The following is a 20,766-nucleotide window of genomic DNA, read 5'->3' as shown; positions in this document are numbered from 1 at the left end:
CCTCGATCATCGTCACCACGAACCTTGCCTTCGGCGAATGGCCGTCGGTGTTTGGTGATGCCAAGATGACGACGGCACTCCTTGATCGCCTGACCCATCACTGCGAAATCGTCGAAACCGGGAACGAGTCCTGGCGCTTCAAGAACCGCTCTCAAAGCTAAAGCCGAAGACACCCATCACCCGCACTTGGCCTACCCTCTGCAACCCCGGCCAGCGCCGGGCAGGCCAAGCGCTGATCGCCTACAGGGGGGTGAAAATTGGATAAGTAAAAGGGGTGAATGTTCTGTGCCGATTGACACGGACGGAGACTGTCATCACTATCCGAGCCAAATATCTGATCCGATCTTACGCAGCTTCCCAAACCTGGTTGAGGATTTTGGCAGCTAGGGCCGCCTTGTCTTGCGGCAAGAAGCGACCGTAGTGCTGCTGCACGACATCGGGAGTATCCTGAATGGCGTAGCTTGCCTGCTCGTAGGATCCGGTCTGCTTCAGAATATGCGTCGCAAGAATGTCCCGCAGGTTATGCGGTCCATGCGGCAGTAGGCCCTTGATCGCACCCCGTCCGGTATAGGGATTATAGATGCCGTAACGTTGGATGACAGTCCGCCAAGCCTCGTAAAATGTCGTCGAATTATAAGCAGCATCAATACTGGTAGTTTTTACCGTTTTGACGAATAGCGTTTGGGGATCATTCGCACCGCCGAGCAGAACTCCACGATGCCTGTCGATATAAGCGTCGAGATATTTGTAGAGATCTAGAAGGTCGGGTAAAATCAACCGGAATGGCTTCTGTCCGAAGAAGGAGGAGCCCGAGTTTTTGAACGCGACCGATGGGATAAGAACCTCCCACCCATTGTCGCGGTCGCTCCAGCGCAGCTCGCCGCATTTCATGTCCTCAAGTCGGCGTTCGGAGGTCGGATAATGTCCGCGCGGGCAGACGCGTAATTGGCGAAGGTTCTTTTGCCGCAATCCAAGGTGCAGGCCAAGCCGAAGCAGCAGGAATGATCTGACGGCTTCGGCCGCCGACCGTGGATATCTGTTCTCATCCGGCATGCGTTCAAGAATCTCATCGGTGATCTTACGATATTCAGCCAATGGACTTTCTGCCTCAAGGACGCACATGATCGGCTCGAATGGATCGCGATGCACGCGCATCACTCGCTGGATCTCCTTGGAACGGTTAGCGGCATGTCGGTGAAACGCATCACAGGCGCTGTGCCAGTCGCGAGCCGCGAAGTCGATTTCTTGCTGCTCAATCAAACCCGCGATTGGCCTGACATTCCGAAGCAACTCCGGATGCTGCCGTATCCAGCCGACGTCAGCGCGAGTAAGAGCCTGGGCGACTATCAGCATGTCTTCTTCCCACTTGGTATAGAAACCACGTCGCTGTTCCCTCCACTGCAGATACCAGTCCCAAACACCGGGGAAGACGAGAAGGCCGAAGCTCAACTGGCTGACTGGGATACCGAAACCCTTCACGACACCGTTTGGTGAGGCAGCCAGCGCACCAAACATCAAGCCGAGGTGCTCAATCTTCTGGGAGGCTGTTTCTTCACCCCATACGCCATTGCGCTGAAAGCCAATCGCCGTCAGCGTCGAAGTCTTGAAGCGGATGAGATCAGCCATTTCCATGGCAAGCCTCGGCGGCGCATCGACAACGCCGGAGAGCAGATCCGGATCATCAAGTTCCGCCGCGACGTTCTGATTGGCGCCGGCCGCGGAGACCAACGAACGAGAGGAAAGAAAGCTGCCGCCATAAGTGACGCCGGGAAAGCGGATGGCATAACGTTGCTTGCTGGCCGCTGCCTGATATCGGCGATACTCTGTCGATCCGGAAATGATAACCCGGCGCACCCAATCGAGAATCTCCTCGCGCTTGGTAAAGGGCAGGTTGCTGAAGTCATCTGGCAGATGCACTGAAATTCTGCGCCGCTCAGCCGGGCTGATATCGCCGAGATCATGACCATAAAGGGAGCGCGTCTGGTGCGGCAGTTTGTCCTTGAAATATCCTTCCTGCAACCGATAGCGCCGCTCAATGCGGCGCAGGATATTAAAGCTGGCAACGGAGCGGGGCACGCGCTCCCCCTGCATCCAGGATAGCAGCGTCTTGTTGTCAAATGTCTCATCCAGATGAACAACGGCGCGGTGGAGCTGCCAATATGTGTCACCGAACCGGCGCATATGGTAGACCAAAGCGTCCTGAAAGCTCGCCGGATCTTCTGTCGCTTCAAATAGTGCTTCTGGGAAAGGGCTTATCGCTTTTGGTGCAGGCCCGCGCAATGTCGACGCAGACCGGGTAAAGGCACCGTCGGTCGCCGCGCTTTGTGGCTGTCGGGCTGAGCGGGCGGAAGCTGCCTTCTTGATGGGCGCCATTTTGCCCAAGCGAACTGTCGACTTTGGCGGTCGTCGTTCTTCGGCCGCTGGTGCGCCGAGCCAGCGGATGATTGCATCCAAGCCTGGCCGGAGCTGCTTTTTCAGTTCTGCCGTCAACTCGGCTTCGATCCCACAGGCCTGACTGATCATCGTCCAGTCGATGTGGCCATTCAGAAGCGGGGGCGATTTCCGGTAGACGATCAAACTGGCGAGATAAGGCCGTATAGTCTCCAACACCCGCCTGGATGCGATCGGAGCGATACGAAGCTCGCAGAATTCCGAGATTTTTCGCCGAAAATGTCGTGATGAAAGGTCGTGTTTGGTCATGCTCATTCCGTTTCTCTCTACACCAGTGCCGAGGGCGAGCGGAAATAGGGGGCGAGCTTTAACAAAGGATGTAATCGGGCGTGTCACTTCTAATGGCGCATATAGTACTCGGCGCCTACGTCGCTTGGATCTAAGGTCAGGAATTCAATGTTGGCGCGTTATTAAGCGGGCTTATCTACACCTGTCGCTTAATTAAATGAAGCGCGCCTTGCTTAATTAAGGGGCCTGGCTGATATTGGGTTCGTTTCGTCGAAACGGTCGCTGCCAGTGAAACAGTGCGGGCGTTCGATAGTTGCACCTCGCCAATATGTTGACCTAGGCAGGCTAAACTCTCAGCGTCCTGAATGGACAAATGTGTGGGCGGAATGGTTGTAGAAGCTCTATTCATTTTCGAACTGTAAGGTCAAACAAGAACCTCATTGTGCGAACCGCGCCGCAGATCGCCCGCCGGCTGACACGCTCGGCCGGGACGTCACTTGCCCAATCGGCGCTGATGCGAGGGCATCTCCTCCTGTCAGCCGACTGGGCCGCCCAGCACGCCTGCGGGGTTCAACTGCCGATCGGCGTCATGACCGTCAGCATCGGCGGCATCTGTTTCCTCTTGCTGCTCGTCCGCGAGGGCCGCAGGTGAGAATAGACTGGAAGACGAGGACTCCTCTGCCAAATTTAGATCAATGCGGCACACTTCGCATAGGGCGGGGGACCGCTTGGCGAGCTGGAACGCTGCTTGAGCTGTAGGCGGAAGTTCGCGAGCGTCTCTTTCGTCGACTTGTAGTCGGGATCGAACTGGGCTGCGCCCTTCTCCGGTCGGTAATATGGGGCCGCGTCTGTCTCCACCGTGCGGGAGTTTCCATCACCCTGTGCTGCCTTCCACTGCGCAACGGTCACCGGCTCGCCGAACATGGAGGGGTCGAGGACATAAGAGCTCGTTGTCCCGGCTTCTTTGACGGAGACTGTCGAGGCCACGTGGTAACCCCATTTCACCTGGCAGACCGGATTGTTCTTCGTCTTCGCAACGAGTGTACCGTAGTTCCAGACTTTACCGGATTTTGCACCTCCGATCAGCCGGCACATCTCATGAGCGCGCGCGTAGCATCCATCGTCGGGATATAGAAACGTGATGCAGGATCCGGCCGGGTTGCGTGGATCGCACGAAAGGCCGGCTACCATCGTGAACAAACTTTTGGCATCCGCCATGGAGACCGGAGTGAGAGCGAGCGGACCTGCCTCCACCGCACCTTCGCCGGCTTCAATAAAAGGGCGCTCGGCCTCCCTGACGTCGATGACGTCTCCGCTGTCTGTCGCGGTGACCCGAACCCCCGTGCCGTTTGCCATTGACGAAGTCAGGGCTTCATGGAACTGGCCAAAATCCGGATTTGATCGGCTCAGGAAATAGCGTGTCTGCGACAGTGTGAGACTGACTTCGGTCCCGTTTGGATCGGCATCGTTCAAAGCCGTTACCACGTCGGCTGGCCGTGGCACGTCTACGGTGAGAATTGTCTCCCGCTCCGGATCGATGGTGACAAGCAGGGGGATCCCCGCATCGCGGGCGTCCTCAAAAATTGCTTGAAACGCACTCGCCTTGACGATGTCGCTCGGAAGATGGAACTCTTCGGCGTTATCAAGCCTGACGATCCGGCCACCGGTGGGGTGGTCTGCCGCAATGATGGCCTCCACCCATCCGAATACAAAGTTCTGAGTAGCCATTCTGTCCCTCTTCTTTCCACCGTTCCTTCATCCCAGTGATGAAGTGCTCATGTCGATATCACTGTTGCCATGCTGTCTTGATTTGGTGCTCTTTCAAAGAGGGAGCTTCGATAGCCTCTTCGAAATCGCTCTCAACCGACGGCAGTTGCGCTGCGCCTGATCGGTCGATTTTAACAAGAAAGCCGAACCGGTCATATTGGGGCTCGCTATCGGGCGTGAAGTCCCATATGAACAGCGCTCGTCTTCGGACAAAACCGCTCATCAGATCGCTTTTGAGTGCGCCGTATTCGGTGATTGTGCCCATCGGACCACGGGCCGAAAGAGCCGTTGCCGCATCCTTGCCAGCACTGTGTCTCGTGATCAGGTAGTACACCGAAGGTGAGGGAGGAACGACCGGCTCACTGGAGACCTGCAGTTGCACACTGAGGGTCACCTTTGCACCTGAAACGGCCTCCAGATAATCAGCGGTCACCGCCAGGCGGTCACCGGGCTCGCAACGCGGCAATCCCAGCTTTCCGGTAATGTCATCGAGCGTCAAGGCAAGAATATTGCTTGAGGTCATCGATTTCGATGTCTGCGTTTCCGATCCGGTCCTGAACCAGCTGACTGAAAACGAAAATGACGGCCACTCCAGCGTACCATCAGGCTTTTGTACCGCAAGGCCGATGAGAAGGGGGGTCGTTCTGTCGTAGCTTTCCCGATCGGCTGCGAGGATCACGAGTGACTGTCCGAGACGAACCGTATCGCTGACAGTCAGGCTCGACAGCATGCGGTCATAAGCAGGATCCCCGAACGTAAGTGTCGAGCGCGGCACGTTGAGGCGCGGGCGGTTGTCAACAACAGCGAATGGCAGGTTCAAGGATATGCAGGGTGCCGATTTGATCCCTTCCGTTGACGGCGGTCCCGCAGCCAGATCGAGCCTGATTGCAATCGTCGTGTCGCCGTTCGCAAGCTGGGCGGCCAGGCGCACTTCGGCCGCCTGCAGAGTGGTCATCGGTAGATATGACCGCCCGTCCGCGGAGGTTATCAGGGTTCCGAGGTTCCACGACTGGCGACCTATCCATATGCTGAATTCGTGCCAATGATATGGTGTCCATTTTGCGGGCGAAAATCCATCGACGACGAGGTCGATTTGAGTGGTAGCACCGAGGTCCAAATACTCCTCGCGCAGGCGGATCGTCACCAGTGACTGCGGTGCAGGGGTCATTTCACCGAGATGTGGATCGTAGGTTCTGAATGAAACCGACGACACCCGGTCAATGCGGCACCTGCCACACTCCGGAGCGACATAGGTTTCACGACGCCAATCAAGATCGTCGATGTTACCTGGAAAGACTGTCGATCTCGGCATCCGGTCCTGACCGGCAATGACGGGATGGAAAGCGGCTCTCGCGCCGATAACAGCTCCCTCAACCGTACTTATGTTCCCACCCGGGGATTTGAGAGAGATCACGTCACCATGAACGACGCCCGGCCGGCGACCGACGGTCGCGACCCCGATACGGCTTGGCACCAGTGTCGGGCCGTTTTCAAGGGCCGGTAGTCTCGGCCGCCGGGACACGACGTCTTGCTGGCGAGGTGTTGGCTCCGCAGCTCCGGCCACTGCTGCCCTTGAAAAGACGACTGGCTTGCGGTGCGACAACCACGGCCGTCCAGCCTCATCCGCTCCTGCGTCCGTTGCGTAGCTTGCCACCCGCCCGACAATCGCGGCGCCTGGTCCCTGGAAAGGCTGGTTTTGTCCCATTGATATAGGCGAGGGCCCTTCACCGGTGTAGGGGGGCTCCGGCCAACCCAACGACTCAGCGACGTGAAGCTGATCCTGCCGATCGCGCAGGATCGAGCCTGAAAACGTTAGCGGCCCCCGCGCTTCGATGACCGGACCCGAAATGGCCATGTCGTTCCACTCGAGGAAGGATGCATTTTCTTCGTCCGCGTTATAGGTGACCAGGGTGAAGAGCAAAGCGTCCGCCTGCAAAGTGTCGCGGAGAACCCGCATCGCACCGGTGCTCGATAGGCCATAGGCGAGATCTGCATCGACAGGATTCTCGAACTTGACGCCGTCTTCTCGGATCGTGATTGGTCGTATCTTTGACACCCTAAGTCTGGATACCGGTATAACGGCGGGCGAAAAGAGGGCGTGCGTGTCATTTCCAGTAGCCAGCGGCTGCACAACGCGGGTCTGCAGGTCTCCCTTGAATGTATCGCTTTGCCATAACGTTTTTACAGCGATCAGGGATCGGAGGAAAATCGGTGCTTCCGAGAGATCTGGAACGTCCGGTCCCTCAAAAAAGGGTTGCTCGACAGAGACAAGTGGCGAACCGTCCTCAGGGTCTATCGAAAGCTGAGCCAATATCGAAGCCGCTTGTGGTTTCGCAAGCGATAATGGGACCGTTCTGGAGGCAGGGGGCAAAGAAGGGGCGAATGTGTCGAACCACGCAGTCCGCCATTGCTTCGAACCCGTCTCGGGGGACTGCTTCAATACCGCCAGTGGACCGAGCCTGGCTGCTCCGATGCCGATAATCCATGGCATCGACAACAGGATTGAGGGCCAACGGCTCTCCTGTGCCGAATTGCTCTCAAGGTAGGACGAGGAACGTTTGCTTCCGATCAGTGAAGTGCCTGCCCCGATCAAAACAAGACCGGTAACATCGCTCGTCTTCTGCAGTGCCTCAAGTGTCATCTTGTCCGGAAAGCCGGCGGCGGCCAGGGCGCGTTCGACAATCCCACCGCCCACTATCGCAGGTGGTTTGTCGTTCAATTCTCCGCGGTAGGTCCCTTTGTATCGGGCGGCGAACGCGTAAGTTTCCTTTTTAATACCGGAGATAAACGAAAGATCGCGCAGCGTCGCCTGATCAAGCGTCGTCCAGCTCGCACGGGGTGTTCCTTCGCATTCGAGCCGGTGTGTCACGCGGACCATGAGATCAAACGGCTTTACAAGTCGCCCCTCGTGCGACAGCAAGTTGAGCGGCAACTGTGCGTTCTCGATAACACAGCTCGCGTGATGGTGAGCTGTCGTACCCGCCTTGATCTCGATGTCAAAGGCTGCGGTGGTCTCAGTATCCGGACGCTCTGCGGTCCTGGTGTCGACGTCAAGCGGCCATTCAACGGCGCTCTTGCCTTCGCCTTCCAGATCAAGCGCCATTTCGCTCTTCCACCGTTCTTTAGCGGACAGGAAGCTCTGTCGCAGACGACTGCAATAGACCGCGCTGCCTGTCTGCATCTTCGATGCCTCCAATCGAAGCATGCCCGAGATTCCGAGGTCGGCCGCGACGGCAAACAGGCCCATCCCAGACGTGCTGTCGAAATCCAGTCCGACTATCGGTGAAACGTCCGTCAGTTGTTTCTTAGCGAAATCGATCCGAATTTCGCTCGTTTCAGGTGCATAAGATGCATTGATCTCGGCCAGTTTTGTATTGAACCAGGTGATCGAACCTGCATATAGATCGATCCGCAGTTTGCTGGTGCCGTCCGACACATCAAACGGTATGTTAAAATAGGGTTCTGCCACGAACGCGCACGTGACTACGCCACGCTCGGTGCTGGGCCACCAAAGCGTACACCTCTTAAAGTTCAGTGCGTCAGTGCCTCCCGATGTTTTCAGGTCGAAGGAGAGCTCCGCTCCTTCCTTGTGGCTGCTTTTGGCGTAGCCGCTGAATACCACTTCACGACCGAAAAGCGTTATCGTCATTTCCGCGTCGGTGATGTCGCCGTCAACGCTCAGACAAATGGACAGTGTCGCCGGGTGTGGCTCGGGATTGTCGTCGCCTTCGGAGATGCGCGTCACGGGATTTATCGCATAGGACAGCGCGTGCATTCCGGGTCCGGCAGTCTCGACCTCGCCGTCCCTGATCCTGATTCTCATCACCTTGCGGACGAAGCTGTGCCCGTCGCTCGCGATCGAGTAGCTGATCAAGACCAGGTTGCTGGCGGGTCCGGAATAACCTGCTTCACTTTCGCCACTGGCATCCAGTCCATCCGGCGCAATGACGGAGGCAATGAACGCAACATGTTCCGGCTTTCCCGCGCGGATAGTGACTTTGTGGAGCCGCATCGGCCGGGCAACGAACCCGCCTGACAGCGGAACATCCGCAAGGTATTGACCGTCGTCGGTCGTCGACCATACACGCCATTCGTAGAGCGAGCTCGCAAACGCGTCCGGCGCCCAGCCATCGCGGCCGGATTGCAGGCCATCCGGCCCCATCCCGGCGCTGAAAACACCGTCTGCCAGAGGCAGGTCACGACACCAGAAAAACACATCCTTTTCAAGTAGTTCCGGCTTCGCGAGAGTTGTCAGGACCAGATTCTGCGCCTGGTGCAACAGGCTTACACGACGCGAAAGCGAGGCTTGTGCCGAGATACCAATTGCATTGACATCAAACATGTATTCGGTTGAATTCTGCCATCGGGCGACCGCGTTGCCGGTCACTGAAATGTCGATGGTCCTATGACCGTCGGTCAATTTCAGCAAAGCCCCTGTAATGCCGGCGAGGGCTTCACCTCCGGCGTAACGGTTCGATCCAAGTGAGTAGGATCCGATCGGAAGCCCTTGTCCATTGTCAACCTCAAAATTGAAGTCGACGGATCTCCATTCGAACTCCCCGGTGAGGTTGCCGACGTCGACAGAATGTCCGTTCATCGCATCGGAAAATGCGGTCCTGTGGCGCGTTTCAGTCAAGCGTGCATTGTTGCGTAAATTATCAAAGGCATCCTTTAGCCGGCCTGGGGCTGCTGCCGTGGCCAAGGACCTGCCAGACCTTGTCGAAACGCCTTTTTCACCGAGCAACAGTAGCGGCGTGTCATCAAGCTGTGTCGACGCGAACAGATCATCAAGCTGTGGAAGGTCATGGCGAAGCGAATATCTAAATCCCTTCGTCAATCCGGCGCGTTCCATGCCCGGCAGCGTCGGCAAGATTTGCGTGGTAGGAGGCGAACCCTCGAAGACTTCCCAGACGTCGTTGCCCACCCCAGACGCGAGCTTAGGCAGCGCTCCCTTCGGTGGCCACTCCAGCGTGCATTGGGCGTCGACATTGCGGGGGACGAGATTGCGGGCCGCTACGGGCAGGCGACCAGTCGTCGTCTGCGCAAAGTTGACGGTCGATATCCATGCTCCGTCGCGAAGCCATGCAAGCGGCTTCTGGGAAGGTCGGTCGACAGGACCGGTTTCGACAATGACAGCGTAGTTTGAAAGACCAACGACGCGTGCGGCGATGCAATCTTTTCTGGAGCCGGCGCCGAACCTGACGGGCCAGTCGCGCGTGCCTCCCGGTTTTAGCACCGGCAGGATTTCTCCATCAGCCGGCGAGCAGTCAGCGACGTGGATCAGACCGCGAAGGCGTCCGCTCGGCTTGAAGATCTCGAGGTCTATCTGCGGATTTGTTATCGGTTTTGTGTGACCGATCGACAGTTTTACGCCGCATGAGGAAGCTTCATTGACTTCGACGGCAAAACCCCTTCCCTCGTCGATCACAAAGGATGCATCGCCGATGAGGACCGAAGACGGTAGCGGCTGAATTTCATCTTTCGGGCCTGTCGGCTTGAGCGGCAGTTGCAGCCAGCCATGTTCGACAGGCAGAAACGCCTGTACGTCGCCATCACGCTCCTCATCGAAAACGCCCGCTTCACTGTAAAGCGAGCTCAATCGGGCTTTGACGTCTTTGATTGCGAGGCGCGACGCGCGAAATGTACGATCATCTCCTTTGGCGTTCCAGCTGGCCTCAGCCGTCTTGCGTGTCAGGGAGAGCCTGCTCGTGGGTTTTTTGTCCGATTCACTTTCTAGAAGAAAAACGCTTTGTCTGGCAGACCCCTCCCTTGTGACGTGCAGCATTGCCAGATCACATCTGATCGACGACGTGGATGAAATCCCGTCAATCGATGACAGGACATTGATCCGGAACAACGCTGCGTCGAACTGGATGGCCCAGTCGCGCGTGACATCGGGAAAAACCGGCCTCGACCCGCCGATGCGGCGCTCCAACGGCCATCCGAACGGCGGAACCACTGGCCGCTGATCGAAATCGACGCGGATTCCATAACTGTCACGCGCAGACTTGAAGAGTTCTTGAAGTCTGCCTTCGAGTAACGGTGCGTGAGTTATGTCCGCCGCGGGTTCCGGGATCGACCAGTCCGCCATGTCCGGTTCCTTGCAGGCACCGACGAACCGCAGGAAGAAACCGTTAAAAGGGATGTTTCTTTCCAGCCGGACCTTTGCCCAAATCGTCCGAGCGATACCGTCGAAGGCCTGCATCGGGTCCGGCACCTTCGCATAAAATGCTATTCCTTCGGATGAGAGCACGATTGGAAGCCAGGTTCCATCGGCATCGGAGCGGGTGAAAACATCGATCCCACTCTTGTCATCCCCGTTGCAGAAGAGCCTTTTGCGACCGGCGGTTTCGCTAAACCCGAACCACGGCTCCCGATCCGGCTTGTCTCCAGAATCTTTCCTCAGGAAAAGCCATGCCTTGATCTCGCCAGCGACGAGCTCAAAAGGCGGTACACCGATCTCACCATCCATCGCCGGCCAATCGGTGTTCGGGTCTCTTCGCGCGAGCACAACGTCGACAAGCCCGCCTGTTCCTTTCAGGACTTCATTGAGGGCACCCGATCCCTCGAATTCAATGACGAGGCGGCCCCATTCATGCGTTCGGTGCTCACGGGCCTCCACAGCCGCCACAAACAGCACCGGCTCGTGGAAATCGTAGTCCCGCTTATCGAGTGTGATTTCTGTGACCTGCGATTTCTGCGACAGTACCCTTATTGCCTGGGTTTTCTGCACTACCAGGCGGTTCGCACCGGGATCCGGCCCGGCATAAGCGACGGCAAGGTCCGCGCGCCAGAATTGCGAAGTCTGCGATGGCGCTTGAAAGACTGTGATTGCGCGCAGCCCGCTCATGACAGTTCCCCGATGTTGACCGGTCGAAGCCGGATCGTGTTGCGTATCGGGACGGCTTCGACCGTGGCAAGGCCTCCCATTCCGGTGCCGTTTGATCGGAGCGTGAAGCTCACAGACCATTGCCGGCCGTTCTTTGTTGGTCTCTCGACCCGTTTCAGGTCAAAGTTCCGTCCTGTCACTCGGATCGCATAGGCACCGAGTTGCGCGTCGGCTTCGAGATCGAACTCCGGCGAACGAATATCTCCATCGGGCGAGATCATCTGAAAACGGTAGACGAGAGCCGGGTCGGGCAGCTCGAAGAGTGCTGCGGAGGAATGATTGACGTCGTACCAGGCATCTCGGCTGTCCTTGTCCATGCAGTCCACGTAGCGGGCAAGCGGGAAGGTGATCGTGGTTTCGCGGCTGTGTGTATCGGTTACGATCCGGGGTGTGTCCTTCCAGTCAATATCGGTTGCAGCATCCGGCGTCGGAAGCGCTGAGGAAACCGGCGTCGAACTCGCGACCCCTGCGCTATTCGACAACAGAACCTCGTACTCGAAGAAGTACGGGAGGTCGTAGGCAGCAACTGCATTGGCACCGCGCCAGATATCCGGGAGGCCTCGCTTGACGGTCGTGCCCCTGGCCGGTGGCGTGGCCTGATCAATCAGCCACTTGCTCAATGCTCCGGTATCGGGTGCGGCAAGCAGCTTCGAGCGTAGCGGTGGCCGGTCTGGCGTGCCCGGCAGCATTGACGCCACCCAGGGCAGAGCCGACGTGCGCAACCGATGTCTCCACCCGATGTCGGACGAACCAATCTGGCGGGCTCCGGCCTGAGGGATATTGGCGCTGGCCAGAACCTCCTCGTCGGAGTGCGCAACAACAGCAATCAGTGCCTTGGCGTCAGCGGAATAGGCACTGGCCAGAAGAACCGGTCTTGCCACTTCGCGCGTGCGATCCAGGGTGACATCTATCCACGGCGTGCTTGAAACGGCGCCGCCGAAATCGGTTTCGACAAGGCAGCTCGCGTCGGCGCAGGGCCAGCCGCTCGCTTCGGCAAGATGATCGTAGCGACCGAACGGACGAATGTAAAACCGTCGCCACGAGCCAAGGTGACTTTCGTCGATCCAAAGAACGCTGATGCGGCCTCGCGCATCTGGCGTTCGCCGCAACGCCGCCGGCGCGTCCATCGTGGCGACCGCAAAACCAACATGCTGGAAATCGTCCCTCCAGTGAGCAATGCCATGTTGAAAGAAGCGTTTCTCCCATCTTCGGATCGCCCCCGTTTCGTCGAGAGTGTTTGTCCAACCCTCATAGCGGGGTCCAGCCAGTTGGCGTAGCCGATGGTGGCCATTGCCCCTGAGGTCCTCTATCCGTCGCGCGACTTCCAGCGGCAGGTCATCGAACATGAGATATGGGTTGACCGGCGGATCGTTGCTTTCGAGAGGTGTCCACAGGATCGGTTCGGTCTTGGGCCAGCCACTGCTGAAGCATCCCTGGATCTGTTCGGCTGCCTGGCCGGGTGAAAACCGTCCGTTGAAGATGACGGCCCGCGCGACAAGCTTCAAACCATTCGTGGGAGGCATGAAGGTATATTCGGAAAGAGGTTCGAACTCGTCGCCGCGGAGCTTCGAGAAACTTCCGACCCAGACACTTTGAGTGTTGCGCGCCTCCGCAGTCCGGAATTCAATAATGACATCGCCGTGGAAGCTTCGGCTCAGTGCGTCAGCGGTAAGTGTTGACGGTTTGTCGATATCGAGTTTGAAATACTGAATCATCGGCTTCTGCCTGTCGTCTCCGTCCGAATGAAGCCTGTCTATCGTCGGTCTGAGAGAAATCTGTACGAGAGGAAGCCCCTTGGGCGAAGTATGACGTGGCCTGTGGATGCGATCCTCGCCACCGACGATCAGAAGCTCTTCCGGATCGAAGAACTGTTCGATGAACGGCGTACCGAATTTCCAGCTTGAGCCGCTGTTACGTGCAATCGCCAGCTTCCAGGCCCACTCAAACTGGTCTTTCAGGTCCGTCGGCTTCACCCAGTCCTCGAACACGGTATCCCAGAGGCGAAAACCCGCGGCAAGGCCAAGCTGACGTAGGGCAGCCCAGCCGCCCTTGTCGCGCTCGGGTGCGGTATCGCTCAGCAGCTGCGCGGCACGAAGCCGATTCGCCGCTGCGCTGTTTCCCCCATCCACTATGACGCCTGCCTGCGCGGCTGGGGCACCTTCGAGTACCGGCTCGTATCGTCGGTATCCAGTCGCTCTGCTGAAATCGTCCTTCTGATAGCGCAACAGGTCGATGACATCGGCAAGAACGGGATGCAGTTCACTATTGAAGGACACGTCGACCGACGCAGTCCGCGCCACCCCGCCCGAACGATAGGCAATCTCAAGACGGCCTTGTGCGTACGCCGGTGCCTTTTCTTCCCGATCAAGGCCCTGGAGAACGGCACGGGCAAGCTGCGGGGTCAGGTGTGTGATCTTGACGTGTTGCCATTTACCATCTGCCGCATCTGGTTCTGCCAGAGCGTCTTTGGCCAGCAGCGCTCCGTCCGTGTTCAGCACCATGCGTGCAGGAACGGACGTTTCGCGATCTGTCCTGTGTTCGACCTCCAGAAGCCGCACCCGCATTTCGCCTGGCTGGCCGTGACCGAAGAGTTCGCCGATCAATCCTTCGTCGGGGACAAGCATCAGAGCTCGCCGTGCTGTTCTCTCTGGCCAGATCAATCGCGATTGCGACGCGGAAAACCATCCCTGTTCGCGTGACCGCAACGTTTCGCTCGGATAGGCGACAAGAAGTTTTGAAAGATCCTCGATCATGGCCGGCTCGCTGTTTGCAAGGGCACGCGGTTTGACAAGTACGCGCCCCAGCGGTCGGGCGAGCCTTGCGAGCTCAGCTGCCGACAATGGAGCAGATTGGGGCGGTTCCCGGTCGCGCGAGGCGGTAAAGACATCGAAACCGCCGATGAGGTCCGGACGGATCGCTGTGCCGTCGCACAGATCTGTCGGCCGTGCATTCCAGCTCAGCTTTATCGCGCTCCGCCCTTTAACGTCAGTTCGGAGCGTGAGCTTGTCGGACCCATTGAATTCCGCTCCCGGAAGGGGCACCAAATGATGGAGAAGGCCCTTCTCAGCCGACATGGCAGCGTAACCGAGAAGACGAGGGGCTGCGACACGCGGAAGCTCGAATTCTGCGACGGGAGCGATAAAATCGTCCGGTTGATTGCCGGTCAGTGGTGGAGTGTCACCTTGTGGCTTGCGAGCGATCCTTATCTTGAGGTCACAAAGTGTCCAGTGTGAAGGTTCAAGGGGCTTTCCTGGAAGCCGCGCAAAAATCTGTGTCGAACGGTGGCCAGGCGACGTGAGTTGGAGCAAGAGCTCCGCTTTGCAATACAGTGTGATCGGGGCAATTGTCAGATCGCTATGGCCGGGCTCGATAAGGTAAAGATTGACTGGAACGGAACCTGCTTCTTTCCTGTCCCAGGTCAAGGTATCGGTTGCGTTGCAAACAGGGTCGACAAACCTTTTATAATGGCGTTCAACGTCGAGAAGGTCCGCACCGTAAATGCCGGATCGCTCTCCATCTTCGCTGTCAATGTACAGTTCGATCTCGGTCGGCTTCCTGTATTTACCGTCTGCGTCCTTGGTGTCCTCCTTCTGCATGAAGACGGAAAGCCGGGCCGGAAGGACATCATCCTTTCGCGGGAACGTGAATTCCTTGCCTGCCTCAGAAACATAGTCGAATTCGATGCCGAGCCTCGTGAGCGGCCTGCGGCGTCTTGCTTCAGGCTCTGGCAGATCGACGCAGATCGGCAGGGACGGGTCCGTTTTCGTACCGGCATTGTCGATCGACACAACGGAATAGACAAGCGTGGGTTTCTCGGTCCCGAAGTTTTTATTCCAGACTTCAAGATGGCCTTCATACTCTATCGATTGCGTCTGGCTTACAGGCTGAGCGGGTTTATACCGCTGGAAGAAGAGGATCGCCCGACGCAGATCGTCGGGGAGATCCTTCAGGTCGTCCAGCGCCTGGAAATCGTCCCCTCCAGCTGCCGCCATTGCGTCGATTGCCTTGCCGCGCTTGGAAAGCCAGTTGCTGAAGAAGCGTTTGCTGAGGTCGTTCCCAACCCTGATGTGGCGCTGGATCGCGTAATGCAGGAGATGGTTTTCCGGTTCGTCGTAATCGCTGGCGAACATCCCCCATGCCGGGAGAAGCTGCCAATAAAGCTTGACCGTGTCCCCTTCGATGACGCCTTTCGGCTTTGCCAGTTGGGGCTGTGCATTGGCGAACATCCGCTCGATCGGATTGAGCAGTGCCACAGTGGAAATCCTGGGCGTGCCGTTTGCCGTGTCGTCCGATTTCGAGATGGTAAACTTCGCCATTCGGGGTCCGATCCCGGCGTCGTTGGGACTGAAGAGTGTGTCGAGCGTGACGCCAAGGGGGACCTTGGGATCATCGATACCTATTTCAAACGTCAGCCCAAAAAAGCGGGGATCGATGACATCAGGTGATGCAGTCACCCAGCCAGACGTCGATGCCTCTGCCAGCTGCTTGGCGCGATCGCAAATCAGCCCTATCAGGCCGCCGCGCGCCTCCAGGCATCCGATCGTATCAGCCCGCTCGTCTGGCCCTGCTGCAACGCTAAGCTCAGATTTCGGCTGGGTAAAGCGACCGGATTTCGGTGCAAGAAATCCGGTTGACACAAGGTCCGCGACGGTGGAGCCGGAGCTTCGGTCGATGATTTTGTCCCAGTTAGGCTTTCGAGACGCAGTCCGGGCCGTCTTCGCTGCACCTTCTAGCAGCGTGGATAAAACGTCATCCACATCGGTCATGAGAAGATATTCATGCCCATCCGTTAGATGCGGATCACTGCTGTTCAATGAGGGGAACGGCGATACAAAGAAATCGCCGTGGTCGCGATCCGGTATGAACATTACATCTTTTTCAGGCTCTGGATCGCGCGGCACGAACTGCAGGATGGCGCGACCGTTGCTGCCCTTGATCGGAAAGACGATTGCCCAAAAATCACACCCCGAGATTGCCTCTCCAGTGACAGGAGGGCCTGGTGTTCGTGCTGCCTCATCCCCAGGCGGAAGAGGATTTGCGTCCCGACGCTTCGCGAGCGCGTCCAGGGCGCGGTCGCCAGCCATTGCCCTTTGTGCTCTGGCTGGCTCTGGCAGAGGTGCAAGGCCACTTGCCGAATCCGGAACCGTCGCTCCAAGCCCCAGAGCCATGAAGCGTTCAACGCGGGCGCGCGCGTTCCCCAGCATTGCCTCATTGACACCCAGCGATACACCGAGACGAAGACCGCGCCCAAAGCGGCGGATCGACAGGGACGCCCGGGCGTGTGCGCCAATGCCTTGCGGGCTCACAGCCAGTTCCAGATCGACCCCGACATCGACGCGTTCGACCCAACTCGCAGAAGCTGAAAAGAACTTCGTGTCGACCCAGAAACTTATGGAAAAATCGAGCGCGATTGCGAGCTGCATGCGGCCGTAAAACAGGCTCTCGATTGGCCTCGCCGCACTGACATAGGCAATGAATTTACTGTCGAGCGCGAAATTCGCGACGGCTTCGGCAGAGGCTCCGACACTGCCACCCGCCCGTCCTCCGACTTTTACATGGCCGCGAGCGGCAAAAGCAAGGCCGTGGAGGATTGCTCCATCCTCGATACGCACGACCATGCCGCCGCTCAGCGCAACATAGATCTTGTCTTTCGGTGTCCCCAGTTCGAGCTTAAGCTCATACGGCCATCCAAGTTCGTGATGATAAAGACCCGGCGTAATGTAAAGGGTTGAGCTGAACTCGACGCTTTTCAGCGCCTTCTTCAGTGGCTCGGGCAGTTTTGGATGTTCGCCAATATACCCCGTCTTGTCTGATATCAGCCTGCCTAGGAAGGTTTTCTTTGGTGCCGATATATAGAGGTAGCCTCGCAGAAGCGGCTTCTCTCGCCATTCCTTTTGGCCGTTGCGCCAGTCTGCATAGTTGACGGCTACCCAGGCGCGCGCCGAAAGCAGGAAGGTTAGGTCACTGCGCAGTGCCGCAACCACGTCAAAAAGAACCGGATTATCCAGATCCTTTTCCCCCTGCTCATTGTAGACAGTGGGGGATGACGCGGTCGTGACACTGAAAAGTGCGCGCATCGCGAGGGTAACCCGATCTCCCGTTACCTCTGGCTGCCAAGCCGAAAAGGAAGCAAGATCGCCCTGACGTTTCGAAATGGGATCCAGAACTGTTATGAGGTCGCGGGGATCCGTGAGTGTTTCGGTCTGGGCAAGTGCTGCGAGCGTGTATCGGTACCCAAGGCCAAAGCCGACTTCTCTCAGATATAACGTCCCGACAGGTGTCGGGATCGGCTCTGCCAGCTGTTCCTGCTGCGCGTAGACGAAGAACGACAGTCTCCTGTCGCCGGGATGATCCTTGCGCTCAAGCTCCAGGAACCCCGCAGCGCCAGACATCGCAGCCCAGCCTTTCAGCATCAGGCGCCCTGAAGCGAGAAAGCCTTGCGCTGTCACGTTCGCAGGCAATACATCGGGTGCGTAGAGGCTGGGAAGTGAGCCGTCGACGGCGATCGCCGTCGCCTCGAATTCACCTATGGCGCCAATCTTCAGGCCAACGCCAAGGCCATCCATCCTGACGCGGGGCAGGGTTTTGCCGTTCTCCGGCCGTGCAACCCAAAGCTTATGAAATTCAAAACTTGGTTGCACAACGTCGAAGGAGTCGGTGAACCGCGCCTGGCCAGAGAGAGCGACCGCAGGAGGATTATCGCTCCACCCATCAAATGCGGGGTGAAAACCAACCCCACGCAGCTCGAAATCGAACTCGTTGAAGAGAGTGGCCCGGGCAGGGGGATCGATCGGTACCTGGAAATTGATTGCCTTGGAAAGCGCCCGGCCATCGCCCGCGATCGGCGCACGATCGAGATTGATGCATGCCTCTTGCAGACGAGACAGCAGACCGGAGGCGAGCTCACCCGGATTTGGTCTGAACTTGGCGCTGCCGGTCAGTTCACCGTAAAAATGAGCGAGATTGTCAAAATACTTGAAGCCGAGACCAACATGCGTCAGCTCGAAATGAAACCGCGTTCCTTCGCAGATAACCGGCTCGCTTGCCCGTTCCAGTCGCGCCGTCGCGCTTTGAATGTTGAATACGTTGCTGGACGTGTCGTGGCCAATCTGGATGCCCACATCGATCTTGGCTTCGCCAAGTAGCGCCGGCGGTAAAGCCCCGCTGCCGACGATGGAGGCCGATAGCAGACGACTGCGTTCCATGCGGACCTGGCCGCTTGAAAAACGGAATGGCGTATCGAGACCGCGCAACCTGACTGGCCGTTCGACAACGTCCGCTTCCAGGTCCAGTCCCTCCGTACCAAGCGCAAACCCGCGTTCGCCCTCGGCTTCGAAGCTTAAACTTTCGTTGCCACTTCCTATTTGGTCGAAGGCAAGGATTGCGCGTGCCAGCTTTGCAAGCCGGATCGACGGCGCTTCGGACAGCCGAAGTACCATCCCGCCCTGCGGAGGTTCTACCGAAAGGCGGGCACCAAAAACATCGATTGTCTCGGGACAATCGATTGGGATGTCCGCTGCCTTGAGCCTGAGCGTAAACGTCCGCGTATCGAAACTGCCTTGCATTGTCGAATTCAATGGTCTGCCGCCAAGCCTGGCATCGATCTCCAGGTTGATGTCATAGGTTAGAAGGGTTCCCTCCGCGGACACCTGCGTCCACCCGAGGACCTTGATCGTCGGTGCACTCGATTGCGACGTCCCACTGCCCACTGGGAAGATCGATGTAAGCTTGTCCTGGTTGAGCTTGACGTCGAGATCCATCTGGATCTCATGATCTCCTGGGACCAGGGGTACACCGATGCTGACCCCGCCTCGGATCTGTTCTGCCGGACCGGCCCCGAGTTTCTGCAAAAAACGTGCCTGGCCAGACTGGACGAGCGCCAGCGCAATCAATGACACCGATTTACCACTTGCCTGATGGAGCTTGGCGTCGATGGTCAGCAGGGGTCGGCCGTCTTGGCTGCGTGTCGCAGACATTCCCGCGTCACTATTGAGCCAGAGGTCGGTGGCGTATTGCACAGTGAGAACATCGGTAATCGGTGCGACTGCAACAGCCCACCAATTGTCTACGAGGTCAAACACCAGAAAGGGAGAACTGGTGCCACCGAATTCGACACTGAGCTCGCCCTGGCTCATGTGGCCAGCGGCGAGTGTATCGCCAGTGCGAGAAATTATAATCTGTTTGATCCGGCGCGCTGCGCTGTCCCAGCGGATTTCCAGAAGCAGAGTAGTGTTTTTGGCGCCAAGTTCTCCAAGCCGGTCAAACAGTCGCCGGCCGAAGTCGGTGACACCACGGCCAAGACCCAAAACGGCCTGTGCAGCGCTGGAGGCATGGCCACCCAGCCACCTGATGACGGTTTCCACCAGTTCCGCAAGCCTCGTCAGAAGCTCGTTGGCGTCTCCGATCGGCGTCAGCGTGACCGGTACAAAAAACCGCGTCAGCCCGCCAAGACTGCGTACTATCGCGGCGCCAACCTCACCGGTTCCTGGCGCAAGGAGCGCGAATTTTTCGAAGCGTTGCTCGGACGATGCTGTTTCAAGATTGTAAACAGTGACCAGATCGAAACCCACCTCGATCAAAGCTGACGGATCGTCTCCCCAAAGCGCCAAGCTTGAAACGCTGGTCGTGACAGTCAACTCTTTCGCTTTGAGCGCTGCCTCCACGCTCACACTCCGCCAACCGAGATGGAGCGGGCCGAGATTGATCGTGCGATCGGCAAGTTTCTGTTCCGGTGTGAGGATCGCGATCGATTGCTCGATCCCGATCGCAGACAAAGGGCCGGATACCCTGAAATGTTCGATCCTGAGAAGCGAGACGCCTTCGATTTCCAGGTGTCCAGACAGCGGCTCTCCTGGATCGCTGCCATCGTCGATACGGAGGGAAACCGTCGGCGACTGTTCGAGCCGAAGGATTGGCGGCCTGTCCCAGATGATCCGGGAATTCGGAAGCCAGCCCTGAGCCTCTGGAAGTGAAAGGTGCAACGCTGGCAAAGAAAGCGACGGAAAGTCCAGTGCCGGAAATGCAAAAGCAAAGCTCGGAAACCCGAAGGCGCCATCGATCTGCGGCATATCGCCAGTCATGGAAACATGAAGGCGCAAGGATCCCTGTATGCTGCCAGCCGCCAGGAGGAGATCGATATTCGCGTAGAGCCCTTCTTTCCTCGGATTAGCCGGTTGCCCAGACATGGCAGGAAGAACCACTGACGCTTCGACGGAGACCTGAGCGTCTTCAGGTAAGCCCAGAATTTTCTGGCGAGCAAGAAGATGAAGCGAACTTAGCTGTGTCCGTAAAGTAGCGTAGGCGGCACGCAGTTCATCTGTCAGATCAAGCCCGCTTTTGAGTTGATCATTGTGAACAAGGTTTGACGGGATTGATGGTCTGGCTCCGTCGATTGCGAACGCTGCCTCATTACCGGCTGCGTGGAAGACGAC

Annotated in this window: 6 protein-coding genes; 2 read left to right on the top strand and 4 right to left on the bottom strand. The window is 57.8% G+C overall.

What is annotated here, in order from left to right; translation table 11 throughout:
• A partial coding sequence (locus GH784_RS23570; protein WP_194843003.1) for an ATP-binding protein occupies positions 1 to 161 on the top strand: 161 nt, incomplete at its 5' end.
• Positions 162 to 345: 184 nt separating this feature from the next.
• Here the strand turns inward: GH784_RS23570 and GH784_RS23565 are convergent.
• A complete protein-coding gene (locus GH784_RS23565; RefSeq protein ID WP_153793902.1) occupies positions 346 to 2,706 on the bottom strand; it encodes a hypothetical protein in 2,361 nt (786 codons plus the stop codon).
• A 346-nt stretch (positions 2,707 to 3,052) separates the two neighbouring features.
• Here GH784_RS23565 and GH784_RS23560 point away from each other — a divergent pair, with 346 nt between their 5' ends.
• Positions 3,053 to 3,331 carry an iron chelate uptake ABC transporter family permease subunit gene (locus GH784_RS23560; RefSeq protein WP_153793901.1) on the top strand — a complete coding sequence of 93 codons (279 nt, stop codon included), beginning with the start codon at positions 3,053 to 3,055 and terminating at the stop codon, positions 3,329 to 3,331.
• A gap of 35 nt (positions 3,332 to 3,366) precedes the next feature.
• On the opposite strand, the gene GH784_RS23555 is transcribed toward GH784_RS23560, so the two are convergent.
• From GH784_RS23555 to GH784_RS23545, 3 genes are read right to left on the bottom strand one after another with little or no spacing between them, the layout of a single operon-like run.
• The gene (locus GH784_RS23555) at positions 3,367 to 4,407 is read right to left on the bottom strand and encodes a protein-glutamine glutaminase family protein (RefSeq protein ID WP_153793900.1); all 1,041 of its coding nucleotides are present in this window, start codon (positions 4,405 to 4,407) and stop codon (positions 3,367 to 3,369) included.
• A 58-nt stretch (positions 4,408 to 4,465) separates the two neighbouring features.
• A complete protein-coding gene (locus GH784_RS23550) occupies positions 4,466 to 11,296 on the bottom strand; it encodes a hypothetical protein (RefSeq protein ID WP_153793899.1) in 6,831 nt (2,276 codons plus the stop codon).
• On the bottom strand, positions 11,293 to 20,415 hold the full coding sequence (locus tag GH784_RS23545; protein ID WP_194843002.1) for a hypothetical protein: 9,123 nt from the start codon (positions 20,413 to 20,415) through the stop codon (positions 11,293 to 11,295). The genes GH784_RS23550 and GH784_RS23545 overlap by 4 nt, the downstream gene beginning before the upstream one ends.
• Positions 20,416 to 20,766 lie beyond the last annotated feature (351 nt).

Origin of the sequence: Agrobacterium tumefaciens, assembly GCF_009649785.1 — a bacterium.
In the GTDB taxonomy this organism is placed as follows: Bacteria; Pseudomonadota; Alphaproteobacteria; order Rhizobiales; family Rhizobiaceae; genus Agrobacterium; species Agrobacterium tumefaciens.
The sequence above is the reverse complement of the archived record's forward strand: the minus strand, read 5'-3'. Positions and strand labels throughout refer to the sequence as shown.

Excerpts from the sequence above, each read along its gene's own strand:
- GH784_RS23550 (WP_153793899.1), bottom strand. The coding sequence starts at position 11,296 with ATGAGCGGGCTGCGCGCAATCACAGTCTTTCAAGCGCCATCGCAGACT.
- GH784_RS23545 (WP_194843002.1), bottom strand. The coding sequence starts at position 20,415 with ATGACTGGCGATATGCCGCAGATCGATGGCGCCTTCGGGTTTCCGAGC.
- GH784_RS23555 (WP_153793900.1), bottom strand. The coding sequence starts at position 4,407 with ATGGCTACTCAGAACTTTGTATTCGGATGGGTGGAGGCCATCATTGCG.
- GH784_RS23565 (WP_153793902.1), bottom strand. The coding sequence starts at position 2,706 with ATGAGCATGACCAAACACGACCTTTCATCACGACATTTTCGGCGAAAA.
- GH784_RS23560 (WP_153793901.1), top strand. The coding sequence starts at position 3,053 with ATGTGTGGGCGGAATGGTTGTAGAAGCTCTATTCATTTTCGAACTGTA.